We start from the raw sequence: 26,345 nt of genomic DNA on the forward strand, positions 1-26,345 counted from the left end.
ATGTTTGATCTGACAGGAAAAAATGCGCTGGTGACCGGCGCATCGGGCGGGATCGGCGAAGCGATAGCCCGGAGCCTTCACGCCCAGGGGGCGACCGTGACCCTGTCGGGCACGCGGGCCGAGAAGCTGGAAGCTCTGCAAGCCGATCTGGGCGAGCGGGCGCATTATGCGACCTGCAACCTGAGCGATGCGGAAAGCGTCGAGGGGCTGCCGAAGGCCGCGACGGACCTCATGGGGTCGGTGGATATTCTGGTGAACAATGCCGGCATCACCCGCGACCAGCTCTTCATGCGCATGTCGGACGAAGATTGGGCGTCGGTCATCGACGTGAACCTGACGGCATCGATGCGGCTCTGCCGCGGCGTGATGCGGGGCATGATGAAGGCGCGCTGGGGGCGGATCATCAACATCACCTCGATCGTGGGGGCCACCGGCAATCCGGGGCAGGTGAATTATGCCGCCTCCAAGGCCGGGATGATCGGCATGACCAAGTCGCTCGCACAAGAGGTTGCAACCCGCGGGATCACGGCCAACTGCGTGGCGCCGGGCTTCATTGCCACTGCGATGACCGACAAGCTGAATGATGACCAGAAGGCGCAACTGCTGACCGGAATCCCGGCCGGCCGGATGGGAACGCCGGAGGAAATTGCGGCCGCGACGCTCTATCTGGCGTCGGCGGAAGCCGGCTATGTGACGGGCCAGACCTTGCATGTAAACGGCGGGATGGCCATGTTCTGAGCGCCGGTGCGAAAGCATTTGCCAGCACCATGGATTATGCTATAGGCCGGACCTGACGTGGCGGCGGGTCCGGTTGACAGACCGAATTGCAGCCACAGGCGCCGTGGTCCCAAGGGCCGGCGGCGGGACACACGGAAAACACGATAGCGACGCTCTGCGCCGCGCCCCAGAATGAGGAAAATGACATGAGCGACATCGCAGATCGCGTAAAGAAAATCGTCGTCGAGCACCTGAGCGTTGACGAAGCCAAGGTGACCGAGAATGCGTCCTTCATCGACGATCTGGGTGCGGACAGCCTCGACACGGTCGAGCTGGTCATGGCCTTCGAAGAAGAGTTCGGCATCGAGATTCCCGATGATGCGGCCGAGACGATCCAGTCCTTCGGCGACGCGGTGAAATTCATCTCCGAAAATTCCTGATCCACGCGATCGGTTGAATGCGACGGCGCCCATCGGGCGCCGTTTTGCATTTCAGGGCCGGGATTTGCGGGCGCGGGCGGGCTGCCGCCGGTGGGCGTCGTCCGGGCAATCCTGCCTTGGCTCCGGTCCGGCCATGGGATAGAACCCGGTAGGAAAGAAATGCCCAGAGGAGCTCCGATGCGCAGAGTTGTCGTAACCGGCCTTGGAATGGTCACCCCGCTCGCCTGCGGGGTTGAGGAAACCTGGACACGGATCCTGAAGGGCCAGTCCGGCGCCGGCACCATCACCCAGTTCGATGCCTCGCATCTGCCGACGACCTATGCCTGCGAGATTCCGCGCGGCGACGGGTCGGACGGGACCTACAATCCCGACGACTGGATGGAGCCGAAGGAACAGCGCAAGGTCGACGAGTTCATCACCTTTGCCATGGCCGCGGCCGAACAGGCTGTGACGGATGCCAACTGGAAGCCCGAGGCGGAGGCCGACCGGCTGCGCACGGGCGTGATGATCGGATCCGGCATCGGTGGGTTGCAGTCGATCGCGGAGACCGCCGTGACGCTCAAGGAACGCGGGCCGCGGCGCGTGTCGCCCTTCTTCATTCCCGGCGCGCTGATCAACCTCTGCTCGGGGCAGGTGTCGATCCGCTACGGGTTCAAGGGACCGAACCATGCGGTCGTGACCGCCTGTTCGACGGGTGCACATGCCATCGGCGACGCGGCGCGGCTCATCATGCTCGACGATGCCGATGTGATGGTTGCGGGCGGCTCCGAGGCGCCGATCTCGGAAATCGGGATTGCCGGGTTCAACGCCTGCAAGGCGCTGTCGACCAAGTGGAACGACGATCCGGTGAAAGCCTCGCGGCCCTATAGCGCGGACCGCGACGGGTTCGTGATGGGCGAGGGGGCCGGCTGTGTCGTGCTCGAGGAATATGAGCATGCCAAGGCGCGCGGCGCGAAGATCTATGCCGAAGTGGTGGGCTATGGCCTGTCGGGCGACGCCTATCACATCACCGCACCGGCTGAGGATGGCAATGGCGGCTACCGGTCGATGGAAGCGGCGCTCAAGCGGGCCGGCCTGACGCCAGCGGATGTGGATTATGTGAATGCGCACGGCACCTCGACGATGGCCGACACGATCGAATTGGGTGCGGTTGCGCGTCTGCTCGGCGATGCGGCCGGCAAAGTGACCATGTCCTCGACCAAATCGGCGACCGGGCATCTGCTGGGGGCCGCGGGCGCGATCGAGGCGATTTTCTCGATCCTCGCGATCCGGGACCAGGTGGCACCGCCGACGCTGAACCTCGAAGAGCCTGCGGTGGAGACCGAGATCGATCTTGCGCCGCTCGAGGCCCGCAAGCGGGAGATCAACGTGGCCCTGTCCAACAGTTTCGGGTTCGGCGGCACCAATGCGTCGCTCGTCCTTGCGAAGGTGGACTGACCTTTCATGGCCCGACATATTGCTGCGAATGCGCTGACGCTGATCATTGCCGGGCTGGTGGTGATCGCGATCCTGTTGAGCTGGAGCAAGTCCCAGTTCGAAGATGAAGGTCCGCTGGCCGAGCCGGTGCTCTTTTCCGTCGAACGCGGCGACACGTTGAACCGCGTGACGGCCCGCCTGTCGGAAGCCGGTGCGATTTCCAACGAGACGATTTTCCGGCTGGGCGCCCGCTATCAGGGTTATGACCGGACGCTGAAGTTCGGGGAATATGAACTGCCCGCCGGTGCGTCGATGCAGGCGATCCTCGACCTGATTTCCTCGGGCCGTGGTGTGCAATATCGGGTCACGATCCCCGAAGGGTTCACCTCCTTCGAGGCTGTGCAGCGGCTGAATGCGGTGGCCGAACTGACGGGCGAGATCACCGAGGTGCCGCCCGAGGGCACGCTGGCGCCCGATACCTACCAGTTCAATCGCGGGGAACCGCGGCAGGCGGTGCTCGACCGGATGCGCGAGGCGCAGACCCGGATTCTGGCCGAAGCCTGGGCAGGGCGCGCGGATGACCTTCCGCTCAATTCGCCCGAGGAACTGCTGATCCTGGCCTCGATCATCGAGCGCGAAGCGGGGGGTGCCGAGGAATGGGCCAAGGTGGCGTCTGTTTTCTACAACCGGCTGGATCGCGGCATGCGGCTGCAGGCGGATGCGACGGTGCGCTACGGAATCACGCTCGGGCGCGAAAAGCTCGGTCGCGGCCTGCGGCAGAGCGAGCTGACGGCGCCGACGCTCTACAATACCTATGTGATCGACGGGCTGACGCCGACGCCGATCGCGAATCCCGGCAAGGCGGCCATTCTGGCGACGGCCAATCCCGAGGAGACGGACTTCCTGTTCTTCGTCGCGGACGGGACGGGCGGACATGCGTTCGCCAAGACGTTGAACGAGCACAATAAAAACGTAGCTGCGTGGCGCCGGATCGAACGGGAACGCGCCGCCGAAGCCAAGAAGCGCGAAGAAGAAGCCGCCAAGGCCGCGGCCGAAGCGGAAGCGGCCGCGGCGAAGGAAGATGCAGGCGGGGCGACAGGAAACTGACACAACCTGTGATTTAATTCTTGACTCTGCGAACGCCTTAATGTAGAGGTCGGGCAAGCTGGACGAATTGGGTAAGCGGCGCTGCAGATGCAGGGCCGCTTTCTCGTTTGCGGGGGGTGGCACGGCCACGTCCCGCGCACAGCATCATGCACAGCGAACAGGTATCAGCGCCGGCCGGACCGGATCCGGCGGGCCGATGCCTGACGCCATTCAGGGAATGTTTCGATTTCGACAGGTCCACCGCCCGACGATCCGTCGCCGGCCGCCGAGCGCGACCGGCTGCAAACGGCCCGGATGCTCTATCGCAGCCTGTGCGATGCGCTGGTGGCCGCGATCCACGGATTGAACGCGGACGCGGCCGATGCGGAAACCGCGCGCCGTTTGCAGAGCGTCGTGATGATGCACCAGAAATCCTTGCAGACCCTGCTCGACCTGGAGGCCCGCCTTGACCGATCAGACCAGACCGAACCGGGCCCTGGCGCGGGACGCGGATTCGACCTGCACACCGCACGGGCCGAAATTGCCCAGCGGCTTGCCCGCATCGCTCAGGGATCTGAGCCCTGAGGCGCTGGAGCGGTTTCTGGACGGGCTGTCGCCCAATGCGCTTCTGTCGCTGCCATGGCTCTTCGAGCATTGGGCGCTGGAGGGGCATCAGGTGGCGCCCGAGGGTCCGTGGGACCGCTGGCTGATCCTTGGCGGGCGCGGGGCAGGCAAGACCCGGGCCGGCGCAGAATGGGTGCGGACACAGGTCGAAGGGGGGACAGCGGAGGCGCCGGGGCGGTCCCGCCGTGTCGCGCTGGTCGGCGAGACGCTCGATCAGGCGCGGGACATCATGGTCCACGGCCCGTCGGGCATTCTGGCGGTGACGCCGCCCGACCGGCGGCCGGACTGGCAGGCGACCCAGCGGCGGCTGGTCTGGCCGAACGGGACGGAGGCGCGGATCTATTCCGCGTCGGATCCCGAGACGCTGCGCGGCCCGCAATTCGATGCGGCCTGGTGCGACGAACTGGCGAAGTGGAAGCGCGGGGCGGACTGCTGGGACATGCTGCAATTTGCGCTGCGGCTCGGTGACCGGCCGCAGGTGGTCGTCACGACGACACCGCGGCGCGGTCCGCTGTTGCGCGACCTGCTGGGGCAGGAGGGCACGGTGGTGACTTCCGCGCCGACGGCGGCGAACCGCGCCAATCTGGCGCCGGGCTTCGTCGAGCGGGTGGCTGCGCAATATGCCGGGACCTGGCAGGGGCGGCAGGAGCTGGAGGGCGAGTTGCTGCCCGAATGGGAGGGCGCGCTGTGGGAGCCGGGCCTGATCGATGCGACACGCAGCACAGAGGTGCCGCCGCTCGACCGGATCGTTGTGGCCGTCGATCCGGCGGTTAGCTGCGGCAAGGCGGCGGATCTGTGCGGGATGGTTGTCTGCGGGGCGGTGACGGACGGGCCGGTTCAGGACTGGCGGGCCTATCTTCTGGAGGATGCCTCGGTCGGGGGGCTGAGCCCGCAGGGCTGGGCGAGCCGCGCGGTCGGGCTGTTCCACAAATGGAAAGCCGACCGGATCGTGGCGGAGGTGAATCAGGGCGGCGATCTTGTCGCCGCGGTCATCGGGCAGGTCGATCCGCTGGTGCCGGTGCGCGCGGTGCGGGCCCAACGCGGCAAGGTGCTGCGCGCGGAGCCGGTCGCGGCGCTCTACGAGCAGGGCCGCGTGGTCCATGCGGGCCGGTTCGATGCGCTCGAGGACGAGCTCTGCGCGCTGACCCCGCAGGGCTATCAGGGGTCCGGGTCGCCGGACCGGGCGGATGCGCTCGTCTGGGCGCTGACCGATCTGATGATTGACCCGGCCGCGCGGCAGGTGCGGCCGCGGCTTCGCAGCCTGTGAATCTGGCTGCGCGCGGAACACGGGAGGTCCGATGCTGAAGAAGATTTTCAAACCCGCTGCGCCGGCGCGGTCGCGACCGGTGCCGGTGGTGGCGCCGGCGCCGACGGCGGAGACCAAGGCCTCGCGCACGTCAGCGATGGTGGCCGGGATGGCCGGCGGGCGGCCGGTCTGGGCGGCGCGGGACAGCGGCACGCTGGCGCGGAGCGGATTTGCGGGCAACCCTGTGGGCCATCGCTGCGTGACCATGGTGGCGGAGGCGGCGGCCTCGGTGGGGCTGTCGCTCTGGCGGGAGGGGGCGGCGCTGACCGCCCATCCGGCGCTGGCGCTTCTGGACCGGCCCAATCCGGCGCAGGGTCGCGCCGATTTCCTGCAGGCGGCGGTGGCGCATCTGCTTTTGAGCGGGGACAGCTATCTGGAAGCTGCGGGGCCGGACGGCGCGCCGCCGCGGGAGTTGCATGTGTTGCGGCCGGACCGGATGCGGGTCGTGCCCGGTCGGGACGGCTGGCCGGAAGCCTATGAATATCGCGTCGGCGGACGGCGCATCCGGTTCGACATGCTGGCCGGCCGGCCGGTGCTGCATCTGCGCAGTTTCCACCCGGCCGACGACCATTACGGCCTGAGCCCGTTGCAGGCGGCAGCGGGCGCGATCGAATTGCATGCGGCGGCCGGACGCTGGTCGAAGGCGCTGCTCGACAATGCGGCGCGGCCATCCGGCGCAATCGTCTATTCCGGCGCGGACGGGTCCGGACAGTTGGGCCAGGAGCAGTATTCGCGGCTCGTGGACGAGCTGGAGGCGCATCATCAGGGCGCGCGCAATGCCGGCCGGCCGATGCTGCTGGAGGGCGGGCTCGACTGGAAGCCCATGGGCTATTCGCCTGCGGACATGGAATATCAGCGGACGCGGGATGCGGCAGCGCGGGACATAGCATTGGCGCTCGGCGTGCCACCGATGCTGCTGGGGCTGCCGGGCGACAACAGCTACGCCAACTACCAGGAGGCTAATCGTGCCTTCTACCGGCTGACGGTGCTGCCGCTTCTGGACCGGGTGACGACGGCGATCGCGGCCTGGCTGTCGGATCTGTTCGGCGAGCAGCTGTCGCTGGTGGCCGATCTCGACAGTGTGACGGCGCTGGCGGGCGAGCGCGAGGCGCTCTGGCGGCGCGTGTCGGCGGCGGGTTTCCTGACCGATGTGGAGAAACGGCGGCTTCTGGGCCTGCCGGACCGAGGCGCGGATGGCTGAACCGGGGCAACGGGTCGGGTCGCGGTTCCTCTACGAGCCGTTCGACGCGACCGCGGCGCGGCTCGAGGCGCAGGAGCGTGTGTTCGCGGCCCGCTGGGACGGGCTGGAGCGCAGGCTCGGGGCCATCGAGGCGATGATCGAACGGCTGGAGCGGCGGATCTGGTTCGCGGTCTTCGGCGGTGCGGCCTTTCTGGCGGCGCAGGCATTCTATCCGCTGGTGGCGGCGGCGAACTGAGAGGCAGACGGGATGACAGGCATGACGGGGCCGGACCTTGCGGGTCTGGAGCGGAAATTCTGTGCACCGACGGCGGCACTGGATCTGGGCGCGGATGCGCGGATCCGGGGCTATGCGTCCCTGTTCGGGCGCATTGACCGGGGCGGGGACCGGATAGCACCGGGGGCCTACGGCGCGTCGCTGGCGCGGCTGGCGCAGGAGGGGCGGCAGGTGCGGATGCTGTGGCAGCACGATCCGGGCCGGCCCATCGGCGTCTGGGACAGGCTGGCGGAGGATACGCAGGGGCTGGCGGTCGACGGGCGGCTTCTGACCGGCGTGGCACAGGGCGCGGAGGCTTTCGCGCTGTTGCAGGCCGGGGCCATTGACGGGCTGTCGATCGGCTACCGGACGGTGCGGGCGGAGCGCCATCCTGACGGGACGCGGCTGCTGCAGGAAATCGACCTTTGGGAAGTGTCGCTCGTGACCTTCCCGATGCAGCCGGAGGCCCGTGTGGCACCGGCTGGAGGCGCGGCGGAGGCGGCCGAACTGGCCGCGGCGCTCGCGAAGGCCCGGCGCTGGCTGGGTGCATCCATCGAAAGTGAGGACGAGGCACATGACGGATGAGGCGGAGGTCACCCGTTTGCCGGGTGGTGGCGCAGCAGATCTGGCGAGCGAAATTCAGGGTTTCGTCAGGGACTTCAATGCATTCAAGAACAAGGTGAAGGTAGAGATGAAAGAACGCGAGCAGCGCGCAGGCGCCCAGGAACATGCTGCCGCCGGCTATGGCCGGCCGGTTCTGTCACGCGGGGAAGAGGACCTGTCCGCCCCGCATCAGAAGGCGTTTGCCGCCTATGTGCGGTCGGGCGACGATGATGCGATGCGGGGGCTGCCGATCGAGGAAAAGGCCCTGTCGACGGCGGTGGCGGCCGATGGCGGCTATCTGGTCGATCCGCAGACCGCCGACCGGATCAACGGTGTGCTGCGCGGAGCGGCGACGCTGCGCAGCATTGCCAAGGTCGTGCAGGTCGAGGCCTCGGCCTATGACATGCTGGTCGATGTGACAGATATCGGTGCGGGCTGGGCCGACGAAACGGCAGATGCGACCGAGACGGCGACGCCGCAGGTGGAGCGCATCTCGATCCCGCTGCATGAATTGTCGGCGCTGCCCAAAGCGTCGCAGCGGTTGCTCGATGACAGTGCCTTCGATGTGGAAGGCTGGCTGGCGGAACGGATTGCGGACCGGTTCGCGCGGGCCGAGGGCGCGGCATTCCTGTCGGGGACGGGCGCGGACCAGCCGCTCGGCGTGATGAGCTACACGGCGGTGCCCGATGCAAGCTGGAGCTGGGGCAATCTGGGCTATGTCGCCACCGGTGAGAGCGGCGATTTCAACCCGGGCGAGCCGGCCGATGCGATTGTCGACCTTGTCTATGCGCTCGGCGCGCGCTACCGGGCGAATGCGCATTTCGTGATGAATTCCAAGACCGCGGGCGCGGTGCGCAAGATGAAGGATGCGGACGGGCGGTTCCTGTGGTCCGACGGGCTTGCGGCGGGCGAACCGGCGCGGCTGATGGGCTATCCGGTGCTGGTGGCAGAGGACATGCCCGATATTGCGCCTGATGCGACCGCCATTGCCTTCGGCGATTTCAACGCGGGCTACACGATTGCGGAGCGGCCGGATTTGCGGATCCTGCGCGATCCGTTCAGCGCCAAGCCGAACGTGCTCTTCTACGCGACGAAGCGTGTGGGCGGCGACGTAAGCGACTTTGCCGCGATCAAGCTCCTGAAATTCGCGACCAGCTGATCCGGCCCTGACGGGCCGGTGGCGGCGGGTCTGACCGGGCCTGCCGCCGGCTTCGCCGGACACGCAGTTCGCCTGCGCCTTGCAGGTGGCTGATGTCCCCCAGTCCGGCGGAGCCGACCCCAATCATTCCCCTGATGCGGAGGACCGCGTGACGATGGTTCTGACCGAAGTGACGGCGATCCCCGATGCGCGTTGGCCGGTGGCGGCGTTTGCCGACCATCTGCTGATGTCGTCGGGTTTTGACGATGATGACCGCGACGATGCGCTGTTGCTGATGCTGTTGCGGGCGGCGGCGGCTGCGGTGGAGGCGCGGCTCGGCAAGGCGCTTCTGGCGCGGGACTTTCGCGTCGCGCTTGCCGCGTGGCGGCGGTCAGACCGGCAGCCTTTGCCGATGGCGCCGGTCTATGGCGGGGGCCAGTTCGTGATGCGCGACGCAGGTGGCGCCGATCTGGGCGATCCGGGCGGATGGGTCCTGGAACCCGATACCGCGCGACCAGCGCTTGTCGGGACGGGCGGTCGGCCGTTGCCGGCCATTCCGGCCGGTGGCGTGGCAGAAGTGACATTCACGGCCGGATTTGCGGCCGACTGGACAGATCTGCCTGCGGACCTGCAGCAGGCGGTGTTCCTGCTCGCGGCGCATTATCATGCGGCGCGGGACGGCGCAGCGGGGGCGGACCTGGCCATGCCTGTCGGTGTGCTGGCGCTCATCGATCCGCATCGCGTGATCCGTGTTCTGGGGGCCGGCTGATGGCGCGGCGCTGGCGATTGAACCGGCGGCTGGTGCTGGAGGCGGCGGAGGCTGCCCCGGACGGGATCGGCGGGATTGCGCGGACATGGGCGCCGCTCGGGCTGGTCTGGGCGGCTGTTGATCCGGTGGCGGGACGCAGCGAGCGGATCGGCGCGACCGATCTGGCGCGGCTGCGGGTGCGCATCATCATCCGCAACCAGAGGCGATCGAGCCCGGCACGCCCGCAGGCAGGGCAGCGGTTCCGTGACGGTGCGCGCCTTTTCGATATCGAGGCGGTGGCCGAGGCCGATCCGCGCGGGGGATACCTTGTGTGCTGGACGCGGGAGGGGCAGGCGCGATGACGCTGGCGCATTTCCATGCGGTCCAGGCGCGGGTGTTCGCGCTGCTGACCGGTGATCCGGAACTGATGGGGCTGACAGGGGGCCATGTGCGGGACGGGGCGGCGGCGGGTGCACCGCTGCCCGATGTGCAGGTGCTGATCGGGCCGGAACGGGTGCGACCGTTTGCGTCGGCCACATCGGACGGGGCCACGCACGAGTTCACCGTCGAGGTCATCGGCGCGCGGGACGGGTTCGACCTGCCGAAGCGGGTGGCCGCGCGGGTGGGCGACCTGCTGCTCGCGCCGGCGGGCATAGGTGACCCTGACGGGGCGCATCTGGTGCGGATGCAGTTCTTGCGGGCGGAGGCGCGCAGGCTGACGGGACCGGCGCGCCGTCAGATCCGGCTGACCTTCCGTGCCGTGGTTGAATCAGACGAAAACTGAAGCGGGGTGCAGCCATGGTGGCGCAAAAGGGCAAGGACCTCCTGGTCAAGATCGACATGGACGGTTCGGGGACATTCGAGACGCTGGCGGGGCTGCGTGCGACACGCATCGCCTTCCAGTCGCAGACAATCGATGTGACCCATCTGGAAAGCGACGGCGGGTGGCGCGAATTGCTGGACGGCGGTGGCGTCAAAAGCGCATCGGTCAGCGGGTCGGGGATCTTCCGCGATGCCGACACGGATGCGCGGGCGCGGGCGCTCTTCTTTGGTGGCGACATCCGGCCCGTGCAGGTGATCGTGCCGGATTTCGGGATCATCGAGGGGCCGTTCCAGATCAGCGCGCTGGAATATGCGGGCAATCACGATGGCGAGGCGCGCTACGAGATGTCGTTCGTCTCGGCCGGTGCGCTCGGGTTCGATCCGCTGTGAGCGTGAACCGCTGGCGGGGCGAGGTGGCACTGTCGGTCGGCGGCGTGTCGCGGACCATGCGGCTGACCCTGCAGGCGCTGGCCGAACTGGAAGAGGTGCTCGGCACCGGCGCGGTGAGCGAGTTGGTCGGCCGGTTCGAGCGCGGAGCCTTTTCGGCCGGCGACCTGATGGCGCTATTGCATGCGGGGCTGCGCGGCGGCGGCTGGGACATCGACCGCGCGGGATTTGCCGCGCTCGATCTAGACGGGTCGCCCGTGGCACTGGCGGAGGCCGGTGCGCGGCTCCTGGCCGCCGCCTTCGTGCCCGAGGGTGCGCGGGCCGGTGCAGCGGGCGACGCGCCGTGAACTGGGCGGAGGTCTTGCGCATCGGCCTGACCGAATTGCGGCTGCCGCCCGAACGGCTCTGGGCGATGACGCCAGCAGAGTTGCGGATCATGGCCGGATTGGCGGCGGCGCCCGATTGGGTCGACCGGGCGGCGCTCGACGGGCTTTGCGCGAAATTTCCCGACAAAGGGGGGACGGCGGATGGATGAGACGGATCAGGGGCTGGATCTTGGCGACATGGCCGAAGGGCTGGCCGAGACACAGGCGATGACGGCGGCTTTCACGGCAGAGCTTGACCGCGCGCGGGAGGCGATGGCGGATGCCGGCCGGGCCGCAAGCGGCATGTCGGGGTCGGTCGGCCGGTCGCTCCGCGGTGCTTTCGATGCGCTTGTCTTCGACGGGGCGCGGCTGAGCGATGTGCTGGCGCGGCTGGGACAAAGCATGTCGGGCATCGCGCTCGATGCGGCCCTGAAACCTGTGCAGTCGCACCTGGGCAATCTGGCGGGGGCAGGCATGCAGTCGATCCTGTCGGGCATCCTGCCGTTCGCGGCCGGCGGCGTGATCGGGCAGGGGCGCGTGATGCCCTTTGCCGATGGTGGCGTCGTGTCGGGACCGGTCGGCTTCCCGATGCGCGGCGGCATGGGGCTGATGGGAGAGGCCGGACCGGAAGCGATCCTGCCGTTGCGGCGCGGGGCGGATGGGCGCCTTGGCGTAGCCGCCGGCGGCGCGGGTGGCGGGCGGCCTGTCACCGTGCAGATGCAGGTTGTGACGCCCGATGTGGCGGGGTTCCGGCGCTCGCAGGGGCAGATCGCAGCCGGTGTCACGCGGATGATGCGGCGCGGCCAGCGCAATTTGTGAGGGGATGATGGGATTTCACGAGACACGCTTTCCCACGGCGCTCAGCTTCGGGGCGGCAGGCGGACCGGAGCGGCGGACGGACATCGTCACGCTCGCCAACGGGCATGAGGAGCGCAACAGCCCCTGGGCACATGCGCGGAGGCGCTATGATGCGGGCATGGGGCTGCGGTCGCTCGACGATCTGGCTGAGGTGCTGGCGTTTTTCGAGGCCCGCCGCGGGCAGTTGCACGGATTCCGCTGGAAAGATTGGGCGGATTTCAAGAGTTGCGCGCCCTCGGCTAACCCGGACCATCGCGATTGCGAGATCGGGATCGGGGACGGGGTGACGCGCGACTGGCCGCTGGTGAAAACCTATCGCTCGGGCGCGGCGGTGACGGCGCGGCCCGTGTCGAAGCCCGTGGCCGGAACGGTGCTGGTGGGGATCGGCGGCGATGCGGTCGAGGCGGGGCTTGTCTATACGCTCGATCCGGCCGACGGGGTGCTTCGGTTCGAGGATGCCCCCGCGAGCGGCGCCCCGATCACGGCAGGGTTCGAGTTCGACGTGCCGGTCCGGTTCGACACGGACCGGATCATGGCCAGTGTCGAGGCATTCGCGGCCGGCGAGATACCGAATATTCCGGTGGTCGAGGTGCGTGTCTGATGCGCGCCCTGCCGGAGGCCATGGCTGCGCAACTGGCGGCGGGGGTGAGCTACCTCTGCCATGCATGGGTGCTGACGCGGAAGGACGGGCAGCGGTTCGGATTCACCGACCATGACGGCGATCTGGTCGTGGGCGATGTGGTTTGCCGCGCGGCATCGGGTCTGTTGCCAGGCGCGGTGGAATGGAGCGGGGGCTTGAGCGTCGACACGGCGGCGGTGTCGGGCGTGCTGCGCCATGACAGCCTGTCGGGGGAGGAGATCGCGCTCGGGCTCTTCGACGAGGCGGCGGTGGAGCAGTGGCTCGTGGACTGGCGCGATCCGGAGCTCAGGTTTCAGCTGTTCTCCGGCCATCTGGGCGAGATCCGGCAGGGACCGGACCGGTTCGACGCGGAACTGCGCGGCCTGTCGGATGCGCTGGCCGCGGAGACCGGGCGGCGGATCGGACCGGCCTGTCCGCTGGCGCTGGGCGAGACGGCCTGCGGCGTCGATCTTGAGGATGCGGCGTTCCGCGCCTTCGTGACCGTTGTGAGCGTGTCGGCCGAGGTCGGGCTGGAGTTGGAGATGGCTGGCAGCTATCCCGACGGCTGGTTCGCCGACGGGCAGCTCATCTGGTCGGGCGGCGGCAATGCGGGGAGTGCCGCGCGCTTGCGGCGCGATGCGCAGGGCGGCGAACGCCGGCGCGTCGAGTTGCGCGGATCGCCGGTCCGTCCGGTGGCGGCCGGAGACACCGGAACACTGATCGCCGGTTGCGACAAGAGGGCAGAGACCTGTCGTGAAAAATTCAACAATTACATGAGCTATCGCGGCTTTCCGCATGTGCCGGGCGAGGATTGGCTGGTGACCTATCCAAAGCCCGGCGGGCGGCATGATGGCGGACGGCGCTGAGATGGGCACCTTCAGGGACGATGCCGGCGCGCGCGTTGTGGCGGCAGCGCGGGATTGGATCGGGACGCCCTATCGGCACCAGAGCGCCTGCAAGGGTGCGGGCACGGATTGTCTGGGGCTGGTGATCGGGCTGTGGCGGGAGCTTGTCGGACCGCTGCCGGTGTCCGTGCCGGCCTATACGCCCGACTGGGACGAGGTGGCGCGGCGGGACCGGCTCCGGTCCGCGGCGGAGCGCTATTTGCAGCGCGCGGACGGCGCGGTGGTCCGGCCCGGGGATGTGCTGCTCTTTGCGATGCGGGACGGGGCGGTGGCGAAACATCTGGGCATCGCGGCGGCGCGGGACAGGGTGGCGACGCTTATCCATGCCCATGAGCCGCGCGGCGTGGTCGAGGTGCCGCTGGGTCCTGCCTGGGTCCGGCGGGTGGTGGCGCGATACCGGCTGCCTTTGGAGGCGAACTGATGGCGACACTTGTGCTCGGAGCGATCGGCGGGGCGATCGGGGGATCGATCGGCGGCAGCCTCCTTGGGTTGCCCGCGGCTGTGATCGGGCGTGCGATCGGTGCGACGCTTGGCGCCGTGATCGACCAGCGCGTGCTGGGACAGGGGTCGGACCCTGTCGAGATCGGGCGGCAGGAGCGGCTGCGGATCATGGGGGCGGGCGAGGGCACGCCCTTGGCGCGGGTGCAGGGCGCGATGCGCGTCGGCGGGCACCTGATCTGGTCGAGCCGGTTTCGCGAGCATGTGTCGGTCACGCGCAGCGGGGGCAAGGGCGGCGGCCCGAGCGCCACAGTGGAGCGCTACAGCTACACGATCAGCTTCGCGCTGGCGCTGTGCGAGGGCGAGGTGAGCCGGATCGGCCGGATCTGGGCCGACGGGGAGGAGATCAGCCTCGAAGGTGTCACCTGGCGGCTGTATCGCGGAACGGCCGACCAGATGCCGGACCCGCTCATTGCGGCGGTCGAGGGCGCGGATGCGCCCGCCTATCGCGATACGGCCTATCTGGTGTTCGAGGAATTCGCGCTCGGTGACTATGGCAACCGGATTCCGCAGATCTCCGTCGAGGTTTTCCGCCGGCCGCGAGTCCCGGCCGGGACGGCCGAGTTCGATGATCTGGCCGATCTGGTTCAGGGCGTTGCCCTGATCCCGGGGTCGGGGGAACATGCCCTGTCGACAGACCGGGTGCGGGTGCATCAGGGTCCGGGGCGCTCGCGGCTGGCAAATGTGCACAGCCGGGACGGGCGGCCGGATCTGATCGTGTCGCTCGACCAGTTGGAGGCGGACCTGCCGCGATGCCGCTCGGTGTCGCTGGTGGTGAGCTGGTTCGGGGACGATCTGCGCTGCGGGACATGCCGGCTGGAACCGGCGGCGGAAAATGCCGCGGTGGCCGGCGGCGCCGATCCCTGGTCCGTCGGCGGCGTTGGCCGTGACGCGGCGAAGATCGTGTCGCAGGTGGACGGGCGGCCCGCTTTTGGCGGCACCCCGTCCGACAGGTCCGTCCTGCAGGCGATTGCCGAGTTGAAGGGGCGGGGACAGGCTGTCACCTTCTATCCGTTCATCCTGATGGACATCCAGTCCGGCAACGGGCGCGACAATCCCCATGCGCCGGGATCCGAGCAGCCTTCTGTGCCGTGGCGCGGGCGGATCACCCTGTCAGCCGCGCCCGGGCAGGCCGGTTCGCCGGACGGGACGGCGCAAGCCGATGCAGAGGTGGCGGCATTTTTCGGCAGCGCGCAGGCGTCGGATTTCGATCTGACGGGCGATGCGCCGGTCTATACCGGGCCGCCGGAATGGAGCTACAGGCGGTGCCTATTGCACTATGCCCATCTCGTCGCGATGGCGGGCGGTGTGGAGATGTTCTGCATCGGCAGCGAGTTGCGCGGGCTGACGCAGATCCGCGGGGCGGGCGGCCACTATCCGGCGGTCGCCGCTTTGCGGCAGCTGGCGGCGGACATACGCGCGATCCTCGGGTCGGGGGTGAAGCTGACCTATGCGGCGGACTGGTCGGAATATTTCGGCCACCAGCCGCAGGACGGGTCGGGCGATGTGCGGTTCCATCTCGATCCGCTCTGGTCTGATCCGGTGATCGATGCGGTGGCGATCGACAATTACATGCCGCTGTCGGACTGGCGCGACGGGGAGGATCATGCCGACGAAAGGTGGCGGCACGGGTCCGATCCGGTCTATCTGCAGGCCAACATAGAGGGCGGCGAGGGGTTCGACTGGTATTACCCGTCCGAGACCGCGCGGCTGGCGCAGGAGCGGGTGCCGATCACGGATGGGGCGCATGGCGAGCCCTGGGTCTTCCGGTACAAGGATTTGCGCAGCTGGTGGGGCAAGCTGCATTTCGAGCGGATCGGGGGGGAGCGGGCATCCGCGCCGACCGGCTGGCTGCCGGGCATGAAGCCGATCATCTTCACCGAACTGGGCTGCCCGGCGGTGGACAAGGGCGCGAACCAGCCGAATCTGTTCGTCGATCCGGCCAGTTCGGAATCTGCGCTTCCGCATTTTTCGCGCGGGGGGCCGGATCCGCTGGTGCAGGCGGCGGCCTTGCAGGCTGTCCTGTCCTATTGGGCGGCGCCGGGGCGGAATCCGGTGTCGCAGACCTATGGCGGCCCGATGATCGACCTGTCGCAGGCCCATGTCTGGGCGTGGGATGCGCGGCCCTATCCGGATTTTCCGCGCCAGCTGGACAGCTGGTCGGACGGGGCGAACCATCTGACCGGCCACTGGCTGAACGGACGCTCGGAGATGGTCGATCTGCGGCAGGCGGTGCGCGAGATCTGCGCCGAGGCGGGGCTGCATGCGGTGGACACGTCGGGGCTTCACGGACGGCTGCGCGGGACGCTCGACAGTCAGGGGCTGAGCGGTCGGGCGCGGTTGCAGGCGTTGATGCAGGCCCACCGGTTCGAGGCGCATGAAGCTGGCGGCCGGTTGCGGTTCCGCTCGCGCGACGGGCGGGCCGATGACGCGCTGTCGCGCGACGGGCTGGTCGAAGGCGAAGGCGACACGCTCGATTTCGATCTGGTGCGCCAGCCCGAGGGCGAGACACCGGCAGCGGTGGACCTGACTTTCGTCGATCCCGACCGGGATTATCAGGCGGGGGCCGCGCGGGCGGCTTTGCCCGATGTGCAGGCGGCAGAGGCACGGGCAGCGGCCCGCGACCTGCCGGTAGCCCTGTCGGGATGGGAGGCCGAAGCCGTGGTGCGGGGCTGGCTGGCGGCGGTACAGGCCGGGCGCGACACGCTCAGCTGTGCGCTGCCCCTGTCGCGGCTGGGCCTCGATGCGGGTGATGTGCTCCAGACTAAGTTGGGCGGCACACCGATGCGGTTCCGGATCGACCGGGTCACGGTCACGGACCGGCTCGAACTGGAGGCCATGCGGATCGATCCGGCAAGTTTCCGCGCCGAGACACCGGCGCTGGAGGTGGTCGGGCGACCCGCGCCGGTGCAGCCGGTGCCTGTCCATGCGCTCTGGCTCGACCTGCCGCTTCTGGCCGGCGACGAGCCGCCCCATGCGCCCTATGTTGCCGCGACGGCGGTGCCCTGGCCGGGTCCGGTCGCGGTCTGGCAGTCGCCGTCCGACACCGGATTTGCGCGCGCGGCGATCCTTGATGCGCCGGCCACGGCCGGACAGTTGACGACCGGTCTCGACGCTGCGGCGGCGGACCGCTGGCAGGGCGGGGCGGGCTTTCAGGTGCACCTTGTGCGTGGGACCCTTTCGTCGCGGACGGCCGAGGATGTCCTGGCCGGGGCCAATGCGGCGGCGTTGCGGGCGGGTGGCAGCGACGCCTGGGAGGTGATCCAGTTCCGCGAGGCGGTGCTGGTGGCGCCGGACCTGTGGCAGATATCCGGTCTGTTGCGGGGGCAGGCGGGCACGGACGCGGTGATGCGGACCTATGGCGCAGGCGCGGATTTCCTGTTGCTGGACGGCGCGGCGCGGCCGCTTGATCTGCCGCCGGCGGCGCTGGGGAGCGCCCGTATGGTGCGGGTTGGACCCGCCGGGCTGCCCTATGACCATGACGCCTATATCGGGCTCGCGGGGGAGGTGCAGGGCGTGGGGCTGCGGCCCTACCGCCCGGTCCATCTGGCGGCGCGGCCGGACGGGGCGGGCGGTGTCCATCTGTCATGGGTGCGGCGGACGCGGGTCGGCGGTGACGGCTGGGCTGCGGCGGATGTGCCCCTGTCGGAGGATCGCGAGCTTTACCGTGTGCGGATCTGGCAGGGCGGGCAGGTGGTGCGCGATGCCGCGCCCGAGCAGCCGGATTTCACCTATGACGCAGCGATGCGGGCGGTCGATGGCGTGACGGGCGGGTTTCACTGGGATGTGGCGCAGGTTTCCGCCCTTTGGGGGACGGGGCCGGAGCAAGGGAGCGAATTTGATGGCTGAGAGTGCACGGCTGGGTCTGCCCTATCTGGCAGGCGCACAGACGCAGAAACATGTGACGGTCAATGCAGGCCTGTCGCGGCTCGATGCGCTGGTGCAGATGGTGGCAGAAGGCGAGGCAGCAACGCCGCCCGGGGCCGCCGCAGACGGCGCGGTCTGGATCGTCGGCGAAGGCGCAGGCGGCGACTGGGCGGGCTGGGACGGGATGCTCGCGCTCTGGTCGAACGGGGGCTGGGAGCAGCTGGTGCCAGGCACCGGATGGTCGGCCTGGGACCTGCAGGCCGGCCTGTTGCGGCGGTACGACGGGACAGGCTGGATCGCGGGCGCGGTGGCGCTTGCCCCCGACGGGAGCGGGGCTGCGACAGTGAGCCGGGTCCTGAGCATCAGCCATGCGATCGGCGCGGGCGCGGTCTCGACCGTGGCAGCGGCGATACCGGCGGGCGCGCTCGTGACCGGTGTCACCGCGCGGGTCACGGGCGAGATCACCGGATCGGGCGTGGCGAGTTGGTCGCTCGGCGTGGCGGGCAGCGCGGACCGCTATGGCGCGGGCATGGGGCTCGGGGCCGGCAGTTGGGCGCGGGGGCTGACCGGTTCACCGCTGGCCTACTATGCGGAAACGGATATGGAAATCAGTGCCGATGCAGGCAGTTTTTCGGGCGGGTCGGTGCTGCTGGCCCTGCATCTGACAGAGCTTCTGCCGCCCCGCGCGGTGTAAGGCCGGTCCGCCTGCGCGGCAGGGACGCGCGCGGGTGCCGGTCAGCCGCGGGCGCAATCGAGGCAGGTGCGCACCGTCGGGTCGAGCGCGAGGCGTCCCGGTGCAATCGGCTCCTCGCATTCGACACAGAGGCCGAAACTGCCATCGTCGAGACGCGCCAGAGCGGCCTCGATCGCCAGCATTTCGGCCTGCCGCCGCGCGTCTGTCGCGCGCGCCATGGCCTGCTGCTGGAGCGCATCCATCCGTGACAGGCGGCCGACGCTTTGCTGGTCGAGCGTCACCGTGGCCCGGCTGTCGGCATTGGTGGCCGCCGCGTCGGACAGCGCGCGGGCGCGGCCTTCGAGCAACAGGCGATACTCTTCACGATTGCTGGACATGGTGTTCACGGATCACGATTTGTCTTGAAATCCAACCTCTGTGATATGATGTCTCCTGTCAAACGCGGGCGCAGCGCATGCCTGTGCCGCGAGCGAAAGGATGACGCGATGGCCATGACCCAAGCGAAACTCGCCTCCGTCGATCCGGTCTGGGACCGGATCCGGGAGGAAGCGGCCGAGATGGCGCGGACCGAGCCGCTGATGGGCAGCCTTGTCCATGCGGTGGTGCTGCATCACGAGACGCTGGAGGATGCGCTGGGGTTCCGGATGGCGCAGAAACTGTCGTCGCCGGAAATGTCCGAGAGCCTGTTGCGGGACCTGTTCGATGCGGCCTATGCGGCCGATCCGGATCTGGGGCAGGCGGCACGGGCGGACCTGCTGGCCACGCTCGACCGCGACCCGGCCTGCCACCGTCTGTTGCAGCCGCTCCTGTTCTTCAAGGGGTTCCAGGCGGTGCAGACCTACCGGCTGGCGCATTGGCTCTGGGGTCAGGGCCGGCAGGACATGGCCTATTTCATCCAGATGCGGACATCCGAGCAGTTCGGCGTGGATATCCATCCCGGCGCCAGGATCGGGCGCGGCATCATGATCGACCATGCGCATAGTGTCGTGATCGGCGAGACTGCGGTCGTCGGGAACAATGTGTCCATGCTGCATTCGGTGACGCTCGGCGGCACCGGCAAGGAGGATGATGACCGGCACCCGAAAATCGGTGACGGTGTCCTGATCGGTGCAGGGGCCGCCGTGCTCGGCAATATCAAGGTCGGCCATTGCAGCCGGATCGCGTCCGGCTCCGTGGTGTTGCAGGAAGTGCCGCCCTGCAAGACGGTGGCCGGCGTGCCGGCGCGCGTCGTGGGCGAGGCCGGCTGTTCGGAGCCGTCCAAGTCGATGGACCAGATCCTGAACGGGATCGACGACTGAAGCCCGCGCGGCTTTCCCCTAGAGTTCGGTGACCGTGCAGCCCGCGGCCAGCGCCGCGACCTGATCGGCTGTGCAGAGTGCGGTCGCGGGTGTGCTGACGGCGGAACTGGCCGCGGCCGTGCCGCGGATGAAAGCCTCTTCCCATGGCGCGCCATTGGCATGGGCAAGCACGGTCGCGGCGACGAAACTGTCGCCCGCGCCGACTTTCGAGATCACCTCTACATCCGGTGTGCGGCAGAGCCACGCGCCCTCTTCCGTCACGCAGACCGAGCCTTCGGCGCCGCGCGCGATGATGACCGCGCGGGCGGCGCGGCGGTCGATCAATCCGCGTGCGAAGCCGACCACATCCTGCGGTGTCGCGAGCGCGCGGCCCGCGAGTTCGTCCCCCTCGCCGCCGTCGAGTCGCAAGAGGTCATAGGGTGCCTCCGGACCGTCGAGTGCGGCGGTGAGCGCCGGGCCGGACGTGTCGAGAATGGTCCGTGCGCCGGACCGCGTGACGCCGTCCGCGATGCGCCGGAACGCGTCGACGGGCAGGCCCGGCGGGAGCGAGCCGGACAGGACAACGAGATCGCCCGGGCCCGCGCTGTCATGGAGGGAACGGGTGATCCGGTCCATCATGTCGGGGCCGAGCGCCGGGCCGGGCAGGACGAAGCGGAACTGGCGGTCGGTCCCGGCTTCGGTGACCGCGAAGCTCTGGCGGACGGCGCCCTCCATCGGGATGATTTCGGGTCGGATGCCCTCGCTGGCGAGCAGGCCTTCGAGCATCTGGCCGGTGGCCCCGCCGGAGACGATCAGGCAGGTCGAATAGCCGCCGAGAATGCGGATCGCGCGCGACACGTTGATGCCGCCGCCGCCCGGATCGAGCCGCACATTGTCACAGCGCAGTTTCGGCCCGGCCACGACCTCCGGCACATCGGCGGAAATGTCGAGCGCGGGATTGAGCGTCAGCGTGATGATATGGGCCATGGGCGCGGATCCGGATCGGCGGGGAAGCTGTCGGCGTCACGGTATCGGCGCGGGCGGAAAATGCAATGGGGGCCGGGGTCGCGGACACTGGGTCCACGAAAAACCCCCGCCGCAGGTGCGCGGCGGGGGCGGTTTGTCGAGCCAATCGGCCTATCCGGTCAGGCGAGCATGCCCATCGGGTCCTCGAGCGCGGCCTTGACGGCGGCCAGGAACTCGGCCCCGAGCGCCCCGTCGATGACCCGGTGATCGACCGAGAGCGTCACGGACATGACGGTTGCCACCGTGACCTCGCCCTCGGCATTGACGACCGGCTTCTTCACGCCCGCGCCGACCGCGAGGATCGAGGCATGCGGCGGGTTGATGACGGCGTCGAAATTCTCCACCCCCATCATGCCGAGGTTGGAAATCGCGAAGCTGCCGCCCTGATATTCATGCGGTGCGAGCTTGCGGTCGCGGGCGCGTCCGGCAAGGTCCTTCATTTCCACCGAGAGGGCGGAGAGGGACTTGCTGTCCGCGTCGCGCAGGACCGGCGTGAAGAGCCCGCCCTCGATCGCCACCGCCACGGCCACGTCCGACGGTTTCAGCTTCAGCACCCGGTCGCCGGCCCAGACGGCGTTGCAATCGGGCACCTGCTGGAGTGCCAGTGCGCAAGCCTTGATGATGAAGTCGTTGACCGACAGTTTCACGCCGCGCGGCTCCAGCGCCTTGTTGAGCTGGGCGCGGAAGGCCATGAGCGCGTCGAGCTGGATGTCGCGCCGCAGGTAGAAATGCGGGATCGACTGTTTCGCCTCGGAGAGGCGGGCGGCGATCGTCTTGCGCATCCCGTCGAGCGTGACTTCCTCGTACTCGCGGTCGGCATACATCTTGCGGACGGTCTCGGCATCCGGTCCGGCAGCGGGTGCCGATTTGGCAGCCGGTGCCGCGGCGGCCTCGGCCGGTTTCGCGGCTTCGGGTTTCGCATTCTCCACATCTGCCTTGACGATCCGGCCATGCGGGCCGGAGCCCTTGATGGCGGCCAGATCGAGCCCCTTGTCGGCCGCGATGCGGCGCGCAAGCGGCGAGGCGAAGATCCGGTCCCCGTCCGCGGCCTTGGGCGCGGCCGGCGCGGCGGCGGGCGCGGGGGCATCCGCTTTGGCAGCCTCTGCCTTGGGCGCCTCGTCGGACTTTGCTTCGGCAGCCGGGGCAGCGTCGCCGCCGGACGCGCCGGCGGACGCGTCGATATCGTCGGCGCTTTCCCCCTCTTCGAGCAGCACGGCGATCAGGTCGTTGACCTTCACGCCCTCGGTCCCTTCGGGAACGATGATCTTGCCGATCGTGCCTTCGTCCACGGCCTCGAATTCCATCGTGGCCTTGTCGGTCTCGATTTCGGCGATCACGTCACCCGAGGCGACGCTGTCGCCTTCCTTGACGGTCCATTTTGCCAGCGTGCCTTCCTCCATGGTCGGCGACAGTGCGGGCATGAGAATGTTGATAGGCATCTGTCCCTCCCCTCAGCGATAGGTCACGGCCTTGGCGGCCTCGACCACCTCGTCCGTCGTGACCAGCGCGTGTTTTTCCAGATTGGCCGCATAGGGCATCGGCACATCCTTGCCGGTGCAGTTGATGACCGGCGCGTCGAGATAGTCGAACGCCTGTTCCATCAGGACCGCCGAGATGTGGTTGCCGATCGAGCAGACCGGGAACCCTTCCTCGATTGTCACGCAGCGGTTGGTTTTCTTCACCGAGTTGATGACCGTTTCCGTGTCCATCGGGCGGATCGAACGCAGGTCGACCACCTCGGCGGAAATGCCCTCCTCGGCCAGCCGGTCAGCGGCTTCGAGCGCATATTGCATGCCGATCCCGAAGGAGACGAGCGTCACGTCCGAGCCTTCGCGCCAGATGCGGGCCTTGCCGATCGGGACGGTGAAATCCTCGATCTCGGGCACCTCGAAGCTGCGGCCGTAGAGGATCTCGTTCTCCAGCACCAGAACCGGGTTCGGATCGCGGATCGCCGATTTCATCAGACCCTTGGCGTCTGCCGCACTGTAGGGCTGGACGACCTTGAGCCCCGGGATCGCGGCATACCAGGCTGCATAATCCTGGCTGTGCTGCGCGCCGACGCGGGCGGCGGCGCCGTTCGGGCCGCGGAAGACGATCGGACAGCCCATCTGGCCGCCCGACATGTAGAGCGTCTTGGCGGCGGAGTTGATGATCTGGTCGATCGCCTGCATGGCGAAGTTGAAGGTCATGAACTCCACGACGGGGCGCAGGCCCGCAAAGGCGGCGCCGACAGCCAGACCGGTGAACCCGTGTTCGGTGATCGGCGTGTCGATCACGCGGCGGTCGCCGAACTCGTCGAGCATGCCCTGCGAGATCTTGTAGGCGCCCTGATATTCGGCCACCTCCTCGCCCATCAGGAACACGTCCTCGTCGCGGCGCATCTCCTCCGACATGCCCTCGCGCAGGGCTTCGCGCACGGTCATCGTCTTGAAGGTGGTGCCTTCGGGGATTTCCTCGGCCTGCGGCGCGACGGTGGCCACCGGGGCGGCGGCGGGTTGCGCGACGGCCGGTTCGTCGGCGGCCGGTTCCTCTTTCGCCGGGGCTGCGTCGTCGCCGAGATTGTCGGCGGCGGACGCGTCCTCGCCTTCTTCGAGCAGGACGGCGATCGGGTCGTTGACCTTCACCCCTTCGGTGCCCTCGGCGACGAGGATCTTGCCGATCGTGCCTTCATCGACGGCTTCGAATTCCATTGTGGCCTTGTCGGTCTCGATCTCGGCGAGCACCATGCCGCTTTCGACCGTGTCGCCTTCCTTGACGAGCCATTTCGCGAGTGTGCCTTCCTCCATCGTCGGAGAGAGAGCGGGCATGAGAATCTTGGTTGCCATGGTGTCTGTCCTCCCTCAGGCGTAGATGTCGGTCCAGAGCTCGGAGAGATCCGGCTCGGGGCTTTCCTGGGCGAAATTCGCGGCGTCGCTGACGATCGACTTGATGTCCTTGTCGGCGGCCTTCAGCTCGTCCTCGGTCGCATGTTTGCCGGCGAGCAGCATCTCGCGCACATGGTCGATCGGGTCACGCTCCTCGCGCATTTTCTGCACCTCCTCGCGGGTCCGGTATTTCGCCGGATCGGACATGGAATGGCCGCGATAGCGATAGGTGTTCATTTCAAGGATATAGGGGCCTTCGCCGGCGCGGCAGTGGGCCACGGCCTTCTCTCCGGCGGCCTTGACCGCAAGCACGTCCATCCCGTCCACGGCTTCGCCGGGGATGCCGAACGCTTCGCCGCGCGTGTAGAGCGCGGGCGAGGAGGAGGCGCGCTTGAGCGAGGTGCCCATCGCATACTGGTTGTTCTCGATCACGAAGATGCAGGGCAGTTTCCAGATCGAGGCCATGTTGAACGTCTCGTAGATCTGGCCCTGATTGGCGGCGCCGTCCCCGAAATAGGTGAAGGAGACATTGTCATTGCCGCGATACTTGTTGGCGAAGGCGAGGCCGGCGCCGATCGGCACCTGTGCGCCGACGATCCCGTGGCCGCCGTAGAAATGCTTCTCTTTCGAGAACATGTGCATCGAGCCGCCCTTGCCCTTGGAATAGCCGCCCTCGCGCCCGGTCAGTTCGGCCATGACGCCCTTGGGGTCCATGCCGCAGGCCAGCATATGGCCGTGGTCGCGGTAGGAGGTGACGCGCTGGTCGCCATCCTTGGCCGTGGCCTCCAGCCCGACGACAACGGCTTCCTGTCCGATATAGAGGTGGCAGAAGCCGCCGATCAGGCCCATTCCGTAAAGCTGGCCGGCCTTTTCCTCGAACCGGCGGATGAGGAGCATCTCGCGGTAATAGTGGAGGAGCTCTTCCTTTGACGCGTTCGGTTTCTTGCTGCGGCGCGCAGTCGCCATGGCGTTTCCTTCCGAGCAGTTTCTATTAGTTTAATATTGAACGATATTATAATGAGACTGCCGCGAAAAAGCACGTCAAAATTTGCAACCCTGTCATGTGCAGGCGGGAAGGCTCTGATCGGGAAGGGGCGGCAGGTGCGGCGCGCGGGATGCGCGCTCAGCGGATGACGATTTCGTCGCCGCGGGCCATGCCGAGGATGCGGCGGGCCTGTTCGTCCAGCAGGTCGAGGTCGAGATAGGAATTGGACAGGCGTTTCGTCTTGTTGGCGATCACCGCGCGGTCGGCCTGCAGGCTTTCCAGCTCGTCGATCAGCGCCTGTTCCTTGGCTTCCACCATGAAGAGGCGGAAGAGCCCGTATTCGCCCTGCAGGGCGGCATAGGTGAAATAGACGATGAGCAGCAGCGACCCCGTGTAGACGAGGAGGTCGGTCAGACCGGTTCTGCGGGTTGTGCTGTCCACTGTCGATGCCACCTTTTAAGCCCGTCTGACGCGGGGGTCCGGCGATCATGGCAGAGCGCGGCGGCCCTGTGGAGGCCTGCAAGCCCATATTTTCGCGGGCTGATTCACCTTTGCCGCACGGTGAGTCTTTTCTGCATCAGGCGCGGGCGGGGGCCTACAAGATATTGGGGTGGCCGCCGAGGGGACTACTAGGAAGGTGCAGGGCCTGCCATCTGGCGGCCCTGCACGGGGCGTGGCGTCAGGCCTTGCCCTTGTAGATCTCGATCAGCTTGCCGAGCATGGCGAGCGCCTCGCCGCGTTCGCGCTGGAACGTGTTGCGGCCGATGATCGAGCCGTTGCCGCCGCCGTCGCGGATCGCGCGGGCATCGTCATAGACACTGTCCGCGCCCTTCTTGGAGCCGCCCGAGAAGACGACGATGCGGCGGCCGTTGAAGCTGCTTTTCATCACATCCGCGACCCGCGCCGCCTGGGTGGAGATGTCGATCCCCTCACCCTCGTAGACCTTCTTGGCCGCCGGCAGCGACAGATGGTCGGTAGAGAGTTTCACCTTGATGATATGGGCGCCCAGAAGCGCCGCGATCTGGGCCGCATAGGCCGAGATGTCGGCCGCGGTTTCGCCGGCGCTGTCGAGCGCCTCGCCGCGCGGATAGGACCAGATGACGGTCGCCACGCCCTTGGCGGCGGCTTCCTCGCGCATGGCGGAGATTTCCTCGAACATCTCCAACCCCTGGCTGGAGCCGGGATAGATGGTGAAGCCGATGGCCGATGCGCCGATCCGTAGCGCGTCATCGACCGAGGCGGTGATCGCCTGGTCCTTCGGCGCCTCGTCGGGGATCAGGCTGTTGGCGGAGTTGGCCTTCAGGATCATCGGGATCTGGCCCGCGAATGTGTCGGCGCCTGCCTCGAGCATGCCGAGCGGCGCGGCATAGGCGTTCAGGCCCGCGTCGAGCGCGAGCTGGAAATGGTAGTGCGGGTCATAGGCGGCCGGGTTCGGCGCGAAGCTGCGCGCGGGCCCGTGCTCGAACCCCTGATCGACGGGCAGGATGATCATCTTGCCGGTGCCGCCGAGCTTGCCCTGCATCAGCATGCGGCAGAGGTTGGCCTTCACGCCGGGCGTGTCGGCTTCGTAGTTGGACAGGATTTTCTGGACGGTGCGTGTCGCTTTCATCGCGGGTTTCCCTCTTCCATTCTGGGTGACCTTGGTG

30 protein-coding genes are annotated in these 26,345 nt (G+C 68.1%); 23 read left to right on the forward strand and 7 right to left on the reverse strand.

All coding sequences use genetic code 11. The features are described from left to right. The 22 genes from fabG to GSH16_RS12795 all read left to right on the forward strand — a co-directional run bounded on the left by fabG (nucleotide 1) and on the right by GSH16_RS12795 (nucleotide 18,547). Nucleotides 1–738: a 3-oxoacyl-ACP reductase FabG gene (gene fabG / locus GSH16_RS12690; RefSeq protein WP_160855666.1), complete on the forward strand. Its 738-nt coding sequence runs from the start codon at nucleotides 1–3 to the stop codon at nucleotides 736–738. A gap of 185 nt (nucleotides 739–923) precedes the next feature. After that, nucleotides 924–1,157, forward strand: a complete 234-nt coding sequence (locus tag GSH16_RS12695) for an acyl carrier protein (RefSeq protein ID WP_160855668.1) — start codon at nucleotides 924–926, stop codon at nucleotides 1,155–1,157. Nucleotides 1,158–1,334: 177 nt separating this feature from the next. After that, nucleotides 1,335–2,594, forward strand: coding sequence for a beta-ketoacyl-ACP synthase II (fabF, locus tag GSH16_RS12700; RefSeq protein ID WP_160855670.1), 1,260 nt, complete (start codon nucleotides 1,335–1,337; stop codon nucleotides 2,592–2,594). A gap of 6 nt (nucleotides 2,595–2,600) precedes the next feature. Continuing rightward, the gene (gene mltG / locus GSH16_RS12705; protein ID WP_160855672.1) at nucleotides 2,601–3,680 is read left to right on the forward strand and encodes an endolytic transglycosylase MltG; all 1,080 of its coding nucleotides are present in this window, start codon (nucleotides 2,601–2,603) and stop codon (nucleotides 3,678–3,680) included. 294 nt (nucleotides 3,681–3,974) lie between these two features. Continuing rightward, nucleotides 3,975–4,244, forward strand: coding sequence for a hypothetical protein (locus GSH16_RS12710; RefSeq protein WP_160855674.1), 270 nt, complete (start codon nucleotides 3,975–3,977; stop codon nucleotides 4,242–4,244). Continuing rightward, nucleotides 4,201–5,550, forward strand: a complete 1,350-nt coding sequence (locus tag GSH16_RS12715; RefSeq protein WP_235913194.1) for a DNA-packaging protein — start codon at nucleotides 4,201–4,203, stop codon at nucleotides 5,548–5,550. Before GSH16_RS12710 ends, GSH16_RS12715 begins: the two co-directional genes overlap by 44 nt. A 31-nt stretch (nucleotides 5,551–5,581) precedes the next feature. After that, on the forward strand, nucleotides 5,582–6,790 hold the full coding sequence (locus tag GSH16_RS12720; protein WP_160855676.1) for a phage portal protein: 1,209 nt from the start codon (nucleotides 5,582–5,584) through the stop codon (nucleotides 6,788–6,790). After that, nucleotides 6,783–7,025, forward strand: coding sequence for a GTA head formation protein, RCAP_rcc01685 family (locus GSH16_RS12725; RefSeq protein ID WP_160855678.1), 243 nt, complete (start codon nucleotides 6,783–6,785; stop codon nucleotides 7,023–7,025). Before GSH16_RS12720 ends, GSH16_RS12725 begins: the two co-directional genes overlap by 8 nt. Nucleotides 7,026–7,046: 21 nt before the next feature. Continuing rightward, nucleotides 7,047–7,628, forward strand: coding sequence for an HK97 family phage prohead protease (locus GSH16_RS12730; protein ID WP_160855680.1), 582 nt, complete (start codon nucleotides 7,047–7,049; stop codon nucleotides 7,626–7,628). After that, complete coding sequence (locus GSH16_RS12735; RefSeq protein ID WP_160855682.1) at nucleotides 7,618–8,805, forward strand: phage major capsid protein; 1,188 nt, start codon at nucleotides 7,618–7,620, stop codon at nucleotides 8,803–8,805. The genes GSH16_RS12730 and GSH16_RS12735 overlap by 11 nt, the downstream gene beginning before the upstream one ends. Nucleotides 8,806–8,959: 154 nt before the next feature. After that, a complete protein-coding gene (locus tag GSH16_RS12740) occupies nucleotides 8,960–9,553 on the forward strand; it encodes a head-tail connector protein (protein WP_160855792.1) in 594 nt (197 codons plus the stop codon). Continuing rightward, nucleotides 9,553–9,894 (forward strand): head-tail adaptor protein, encoded by a 342-nt coding sequence (locus GSH16_RS12745; protein WP_160855684.1) that lies wholly within the window; start codon nucleotides 9,553–9,555, stop codon nucleotides 9,892–9,894. The genes GSH16_RS12740 and GSH16_RS12745 overlap by 1 nt, the downstream gene beginning before the upstream one ends. Further along, nucleotides 9,864–10,316 (forward strand): DUF3168 domain-containing protein, encoded by a 453-nt coding sequence (locus tag GSH16_RS12750; RefSeq protein WP_160855686.1) that lies wholly within the window; start codon nucleotides 9,864–9,866, stop codon nucleotides 10,314–10,316. The genes GSH16_RS12745 and GSH16_RS12750 overlap by 31 nt, the downstream gene beginning before the upstream one ends. A gap of 14 nt (nucleotides 10,317–10,330) precedes the next feature. Beyond that, a complete protein-coding gene (locus GSH16_RS12755) occupies nucleotides 10,331–10,744 on the forward strand; it encodes a phage major tail protein, TP901-1 family (RefSeq protein WP_160855688.1) in 414 nt (137 codons plus the stop codon). After that, a complete protein-coding gene (locus GSH16_RS12760) occupies nucleotides 10,741–11,088 on the forward strand; it encodes a gene transfer agent family protein (RefSeq protein ID WP_328803228.1) in 348 nt (115 codons plus the stop codon). The genes GSH16_RS12755 and GSH16_RS12760 overlap by 4 nt, the downstream gene beginning before the upstream one ends. Continuing rightward, entirely contained in the window at nucleotides 11,085–11,276 is a 192-nt protein-coding gene (locus GSH16_RS16095) for a rcc01693 family protein (RefSeq protein WP_160855689.1), read from the forward strand. Before GSH16_RS12760 ends, GSH16_RS16095 begins: the two co-directional genes overlap by 4 nt. Continuing rightward, entirely contained in the window at nucleotides 11,269–11,925 is a 657-nt protein-coding gene (locus GSH16_RS12770; protein WP_160855690.1) for a phage tail tape measure protein, read from the forward strand. The genes GSH16_RS16095 and GSH16_RS12770 overlap by 8 nt, the downstream gene beginning before the upstream one ends. A gap of 7 nt (nucleotides 11,926–11,932) precedes the next feature. After that, nucleotides 11,933–12,565 carry a DUF2460 domain-containing protein gene (locus tag GSH16_RS12775; RefSeq protein WP_160855691.1) on the forward strand — a complete coding sequence of 211 codons (633 nt, stop codon included), beginning with the start codon at nucleotides 11,933–11,935 and terminating at the stop codon, nucleotides 12,563–12,565. Further along, nucleotides 12,565–13,449: a DUF2163 domain-containing protein gene (locus tag GSH16_RS12780; RefSeq protein ID WP_160855692.1), complete on the forward strand. Its 885-nt coding sequence runs from the start codon at nucleotides 12,565–12,567 to the stop codon at nucleotides 13,447–13,449. The genes GSH16_RS12775 and GSH16_RS12780 overlap by 1 nt, the downstream gene beginning before the upstream one ends. A gap of 1 nt (nucleotide 13,450) precedes the next feature. Further along, nucleotides 13,451–13,909 (forward strand): C40 family peptidase, encoded by a 459-nt coding sequence (locus tag GSH16_RS12785; RefSeq protein ID WP_160855693.1) that lies wholly within the window; start codon nucleotides 13,451–13,453, stop codon nucleotides 13,907–13,909. Continuing rightward, nucleotides 13,909–17,835: a baseplate multidomain protein megatron gene (locus GSH16_RS12790; RefSeq protein ID WP_160855694.1), complete on the forward strand. Its 3,927-nt coding sequence runs from the start codon at nucleotides 13,909–13,911 to the stop codon at nucleotides 17,833–17,835. The genes GSH16_RS12785 and GSH16_RS12790 overlap by 1 nt, the downstream gene beginning before the upstream one ends. Further along, a complete protein-coding gene (locus GSH16_RS12795; RefSeq protein WP_160855695.1) occupies nucleotides 17,828–18,547 on the forward strand; it encodes a DUF2793 domain-containing protein in 720 nt (239 codons plus the stop codon). Before GSH16_RS12790 ends, GSH16_RS12795 begins: the two co-directional genes overlap by 8 nt. A gap of 41 nt (nucleotides 18,548–18,588) precedes the next feature. On the opposite strand, the gene GSH16_RS12800 is transcribed toward GSH16_RS12795, so the two are convergent. Beyond that, nucleotides 18,589–18,924, reverse strand: a complete 336-nt coding sequence (locus tag GSH16_RS12800) for a TraR/DksA family transcriptional regulator (protein ID WP_160855696.1) — start codon at nucleotides 18,922–18,924, stop codon at nucleotides 18,589–18,591. Between the two features lie 108 nt (nucleotides 18,925–19,032). On the opposite strand from GSH16_RS12800, the gene cysE reads away from it, so the two are divergent. Beyond that, nucleotides 19,033–19,845, forward strand: a complete 813-nt coding sequence (gene cysE / locus GSH16_RS12805; protein WP_160855697.1) for a serine O-acetyltransferase — start codon at nucleotides 19,033–19,035, stop codon at nucleotides 19,843–19,845. Nucleotides 19,846–19,863: 18 nt separating this feature from the next. Here cysE and GSH16_RS12810 read toward each other — a convergent pair whose 3' ends face one another. From GSH16_RS12810 to GSH16_RS12835, 6 genes are all read right to left on the reverse strand, one after another. After that, nucleotides 19,864–20,811 carry a 1-phosphofructokinase family hexose kinase gene (locus GSH16_RS12810; protein WP_160855698.1) on the reverse strand — a complete coding sequence of 316 codons (948 nt, stop codon included), beginning with the start codon at nucleotides 20,809–20,811 and terminating at the stop codon, nucleotides 19,864–19,866. 158 nt (nucleotides 20,812–20,969) lie between these two features. Then, a complete protein-coding gene (locus GSH16_RS12815) occupies nucleotides 20,970–22,289 on the reverse strand; it encodes a pyruvate dehydrogenase complex dihydrolipoamide acetyltransferase (protein WP_160855699.1) in 1,320 nt (439 codons plus the stop codon). A gap of 12 nt (nucleotides 22,290–22,301) precedes the next feature. Then, nucleotides 22,302–23,675, reverse strand: coding sequence for a pyruvate dehydrogenase complex E1 component subunit beta (locus GSH16_RS12820; protein WP_160855700.1), 1,374 nt, complete (start codon nucleotides 23,673–23,675; stop codon nucleotides 22,302–22,304). A 15-nt stretch (nucleotides 23,676–23,690) separates the two neighbouring features. Then, on the reverse strand, nucleotides 23,691–24,680 hold the full coding sequence (gene pdhA, locus GSH16_RS12825) for a pyruvate dehydrogenase (acetyl-transferring) E1 component subunit alpha (protein ID WP_160855701.1): 990 nt from the start codon (nucleotides 24,678–24,680) through the stop codon (nucleotides 23,691–23,693). 157 nt (nucleotides 24,681–24,837) lie between these two features. Next, the gene (locus tag GSH16_RS12830) at nucleotides 24,838–25,140 is read right to left on the reverse strand and encodes an FtsB family cell division protein (RefSeq protein WP_160855702.1); all 303 of its coding nucleotides are present in this window, start codon (nucleotides 25,138–25,140) and stop codon (nucleotides 24,838–24,840) included. Between the two features lie 238 nt (nucleotides 25,141–25,378). Then, entirely contained in the window at nucleotides 25,379–26,308 is a 930-nt protein-coding gene (locus tag GSH16_RS12835; RefSeq protein WP_160855703.1) for a class I fructose-bisphosphate aldolase, read from the reverse strand. Between the last annotated feature and the right edge of the window lie 37 nt (nucleotides 26,309–26,345).

The sequence above is a fragment of the Oceanomicrobium pacificus genome (assembly GCF_009833495.1).
GTDB lineage: Bacteria > Pseudomonadota > Alphaproteobacteria > Rhodobacterales > Rhodobacteraceae > Oceanomicrobium > Oceanomicrobium pacificus.

Coding starts and splice junctions, on each gene's coding strand:
- fabG (WP_160855666.1), top strand. CDS start 1: ATGTTTGATCTGACAGGAAAAAATGCGCTGGTGACCGGCGCATCGGGC.
- GSH16_RS12695 (WP_160855668.1), top strand. CDS start 924: ATGAGCGACATCGCAGATCGCGTAAAGAAAATCGTCGTCGAGCACCTG.
- fabF (WP_160855670.1), top strand. CDS start 1,335: ATGCGCAGAGTTGTCGTAACCGGCCTTGGAATGGTCACCCCGCTCGCC.
- mltG (WP_160855672.1), top strand. CDS start 2,601: ATGGCCCGACATATTGCTGCGAATGCGCTGACGCTGATCATTGCCGGG.
- GSH16_RS12710 (WP_160855674.1), top strand. CDS start 3,975: ATGCTCTATCGCAGCCTGTGCGATGCGCTGGTGGCCGCGATCCACGGA.
- GSH16_RS12720 (WP_160855676.1), top strand. CDS start 5,582: ATGCTGAAGAAGATTTTCAAACCCGCTGCGCCGGCGCGGTCGCGACCG.
- GSH16_RS12725 (WP_160855678.1), top strand. CDS start 6,783: ATGGCTGAACCGGGGCAACGGGTCGGGTCGCGGTTCCTCTACGAGCCG.
- GSH16_RS12730 (WP_160855680.1), top strand. CDS start 7,047: ATGACGGGGCCGGACCTTGCGGGTCTGGAGCGGAAATTCTGTGCACCG.
- GSH16_RS12735 (WP_160855682.1), top strand. CDS start 7,618: ATGACGGATGAGGCGGAGGTCACCCGTTTGCCGGGTGGTGGCGCAGCA.
- GSH16_RS12740 (WP_160855792.1), top strand. CDS start 8,960: ATGGTTCTGACCGAAGTGACGGCGATCCCCGATGCGCGTTGGCCGGTG.
- GSH16_RS12745 (WP_160855684.1), top strand. CDS start 9,553: ATGGCGCGGCGCTGGCGATTGAACCGGCGGCTGGTGCTGGAGGCGGCG.
- GSH16_RS12755 (WP_160855688.1), top strand. CDS start 10,331: ATGGTGGCGCAAAAGGGCAAGGACCTCCTGGTCAAGATCGACATGGAC.
- GSH16_RS12770 (WP_160855690.1), top strand. CDS start 11,269: ATGGATGAGACGGATCAGGGGCTGGATCTTGGCGACATGGCCGAAGGG.
- GSH16_RS12775 (WP_160855691.1), top strand. CDS start 11,933: ATGGGATTTCACGAGACACGCTTTCCCACGGCGCTCAGCTTCGGGGCG.
- GSH16_RS12780 (WP_160855692.1), top strand. CDS start 12,565: ATGCGCGCCCTGCCGGAGGCCATGGCTGCGCAACTGGCGGCGGGGGTG.
- GSH16_RS12785 (WP_160855693.1), top strand. CDS start 13,451: ATGGGCACCTTCAGGGACGATGCCGGCGCGCGCGTTGTGGCGGCAGCG.
- GSH16_RS12790 (WP_160855694.1), top strand. CDS start 13,909: ATGGCGACACTTGTGCTCGGAGCGATCGGCGGGGCGATCGGGGGATCG.
- GSH16_RS12795 (WP_160855695.1), top strand. CDS start 17,828: ATGGCTGAGAGTGCACGGCTGGGTCTGCCCTATCTGGCAGGCGCACAG.
- GSH16_RS12800 (WP_160855696.1), bottom strand. CDS start 18,924: ATGTCCAGCAATCGTGAAGAGTATCGCCTGTTGCTCGAAGGCCGCGCC.
- cysE (WP_160855697.1), top strand. CDS start 19,033: ATGGCCATGACCCAAGCGAAACTCGCCTCCGTCGATCCGGTCTGGGAC.
- GSH16_RS12810 (WP_160855698.1), bottom strand. CDS start 20,811: ATGGCCCATATCATCACGCTGACGCTCAATCCCGCGCTCGACATTTCC.
- GSH16_RS12815 (WP_160855699.1), bottom strand. CDS start 22,289: ATGCCTATCAACATTCTCATGCCCGCACTGTCGCCGACCATGGAGGAA.
- GSH16_RS12820 (WP_160855700.1), bottom strand. CDS start 23,675: ATGGCAACCAAGATTCTCATGCCCGCTCTCTCTCCGACGATGGAGGAA.
- pdhA (WP_160855701.1), bottom strand. CDS start 24,680: ATGGCGACTGCGCGCCGCAGCAAGAAACCGAACGCGTCAAAGGAAGAG.
- GSH16_RS12835 (WP_160855703.1), bottom strand. CDS start 26,308: ATGAAAGCGACACGCACCGTCCAGAAAATCCTGTCCAACTACGAAGCC.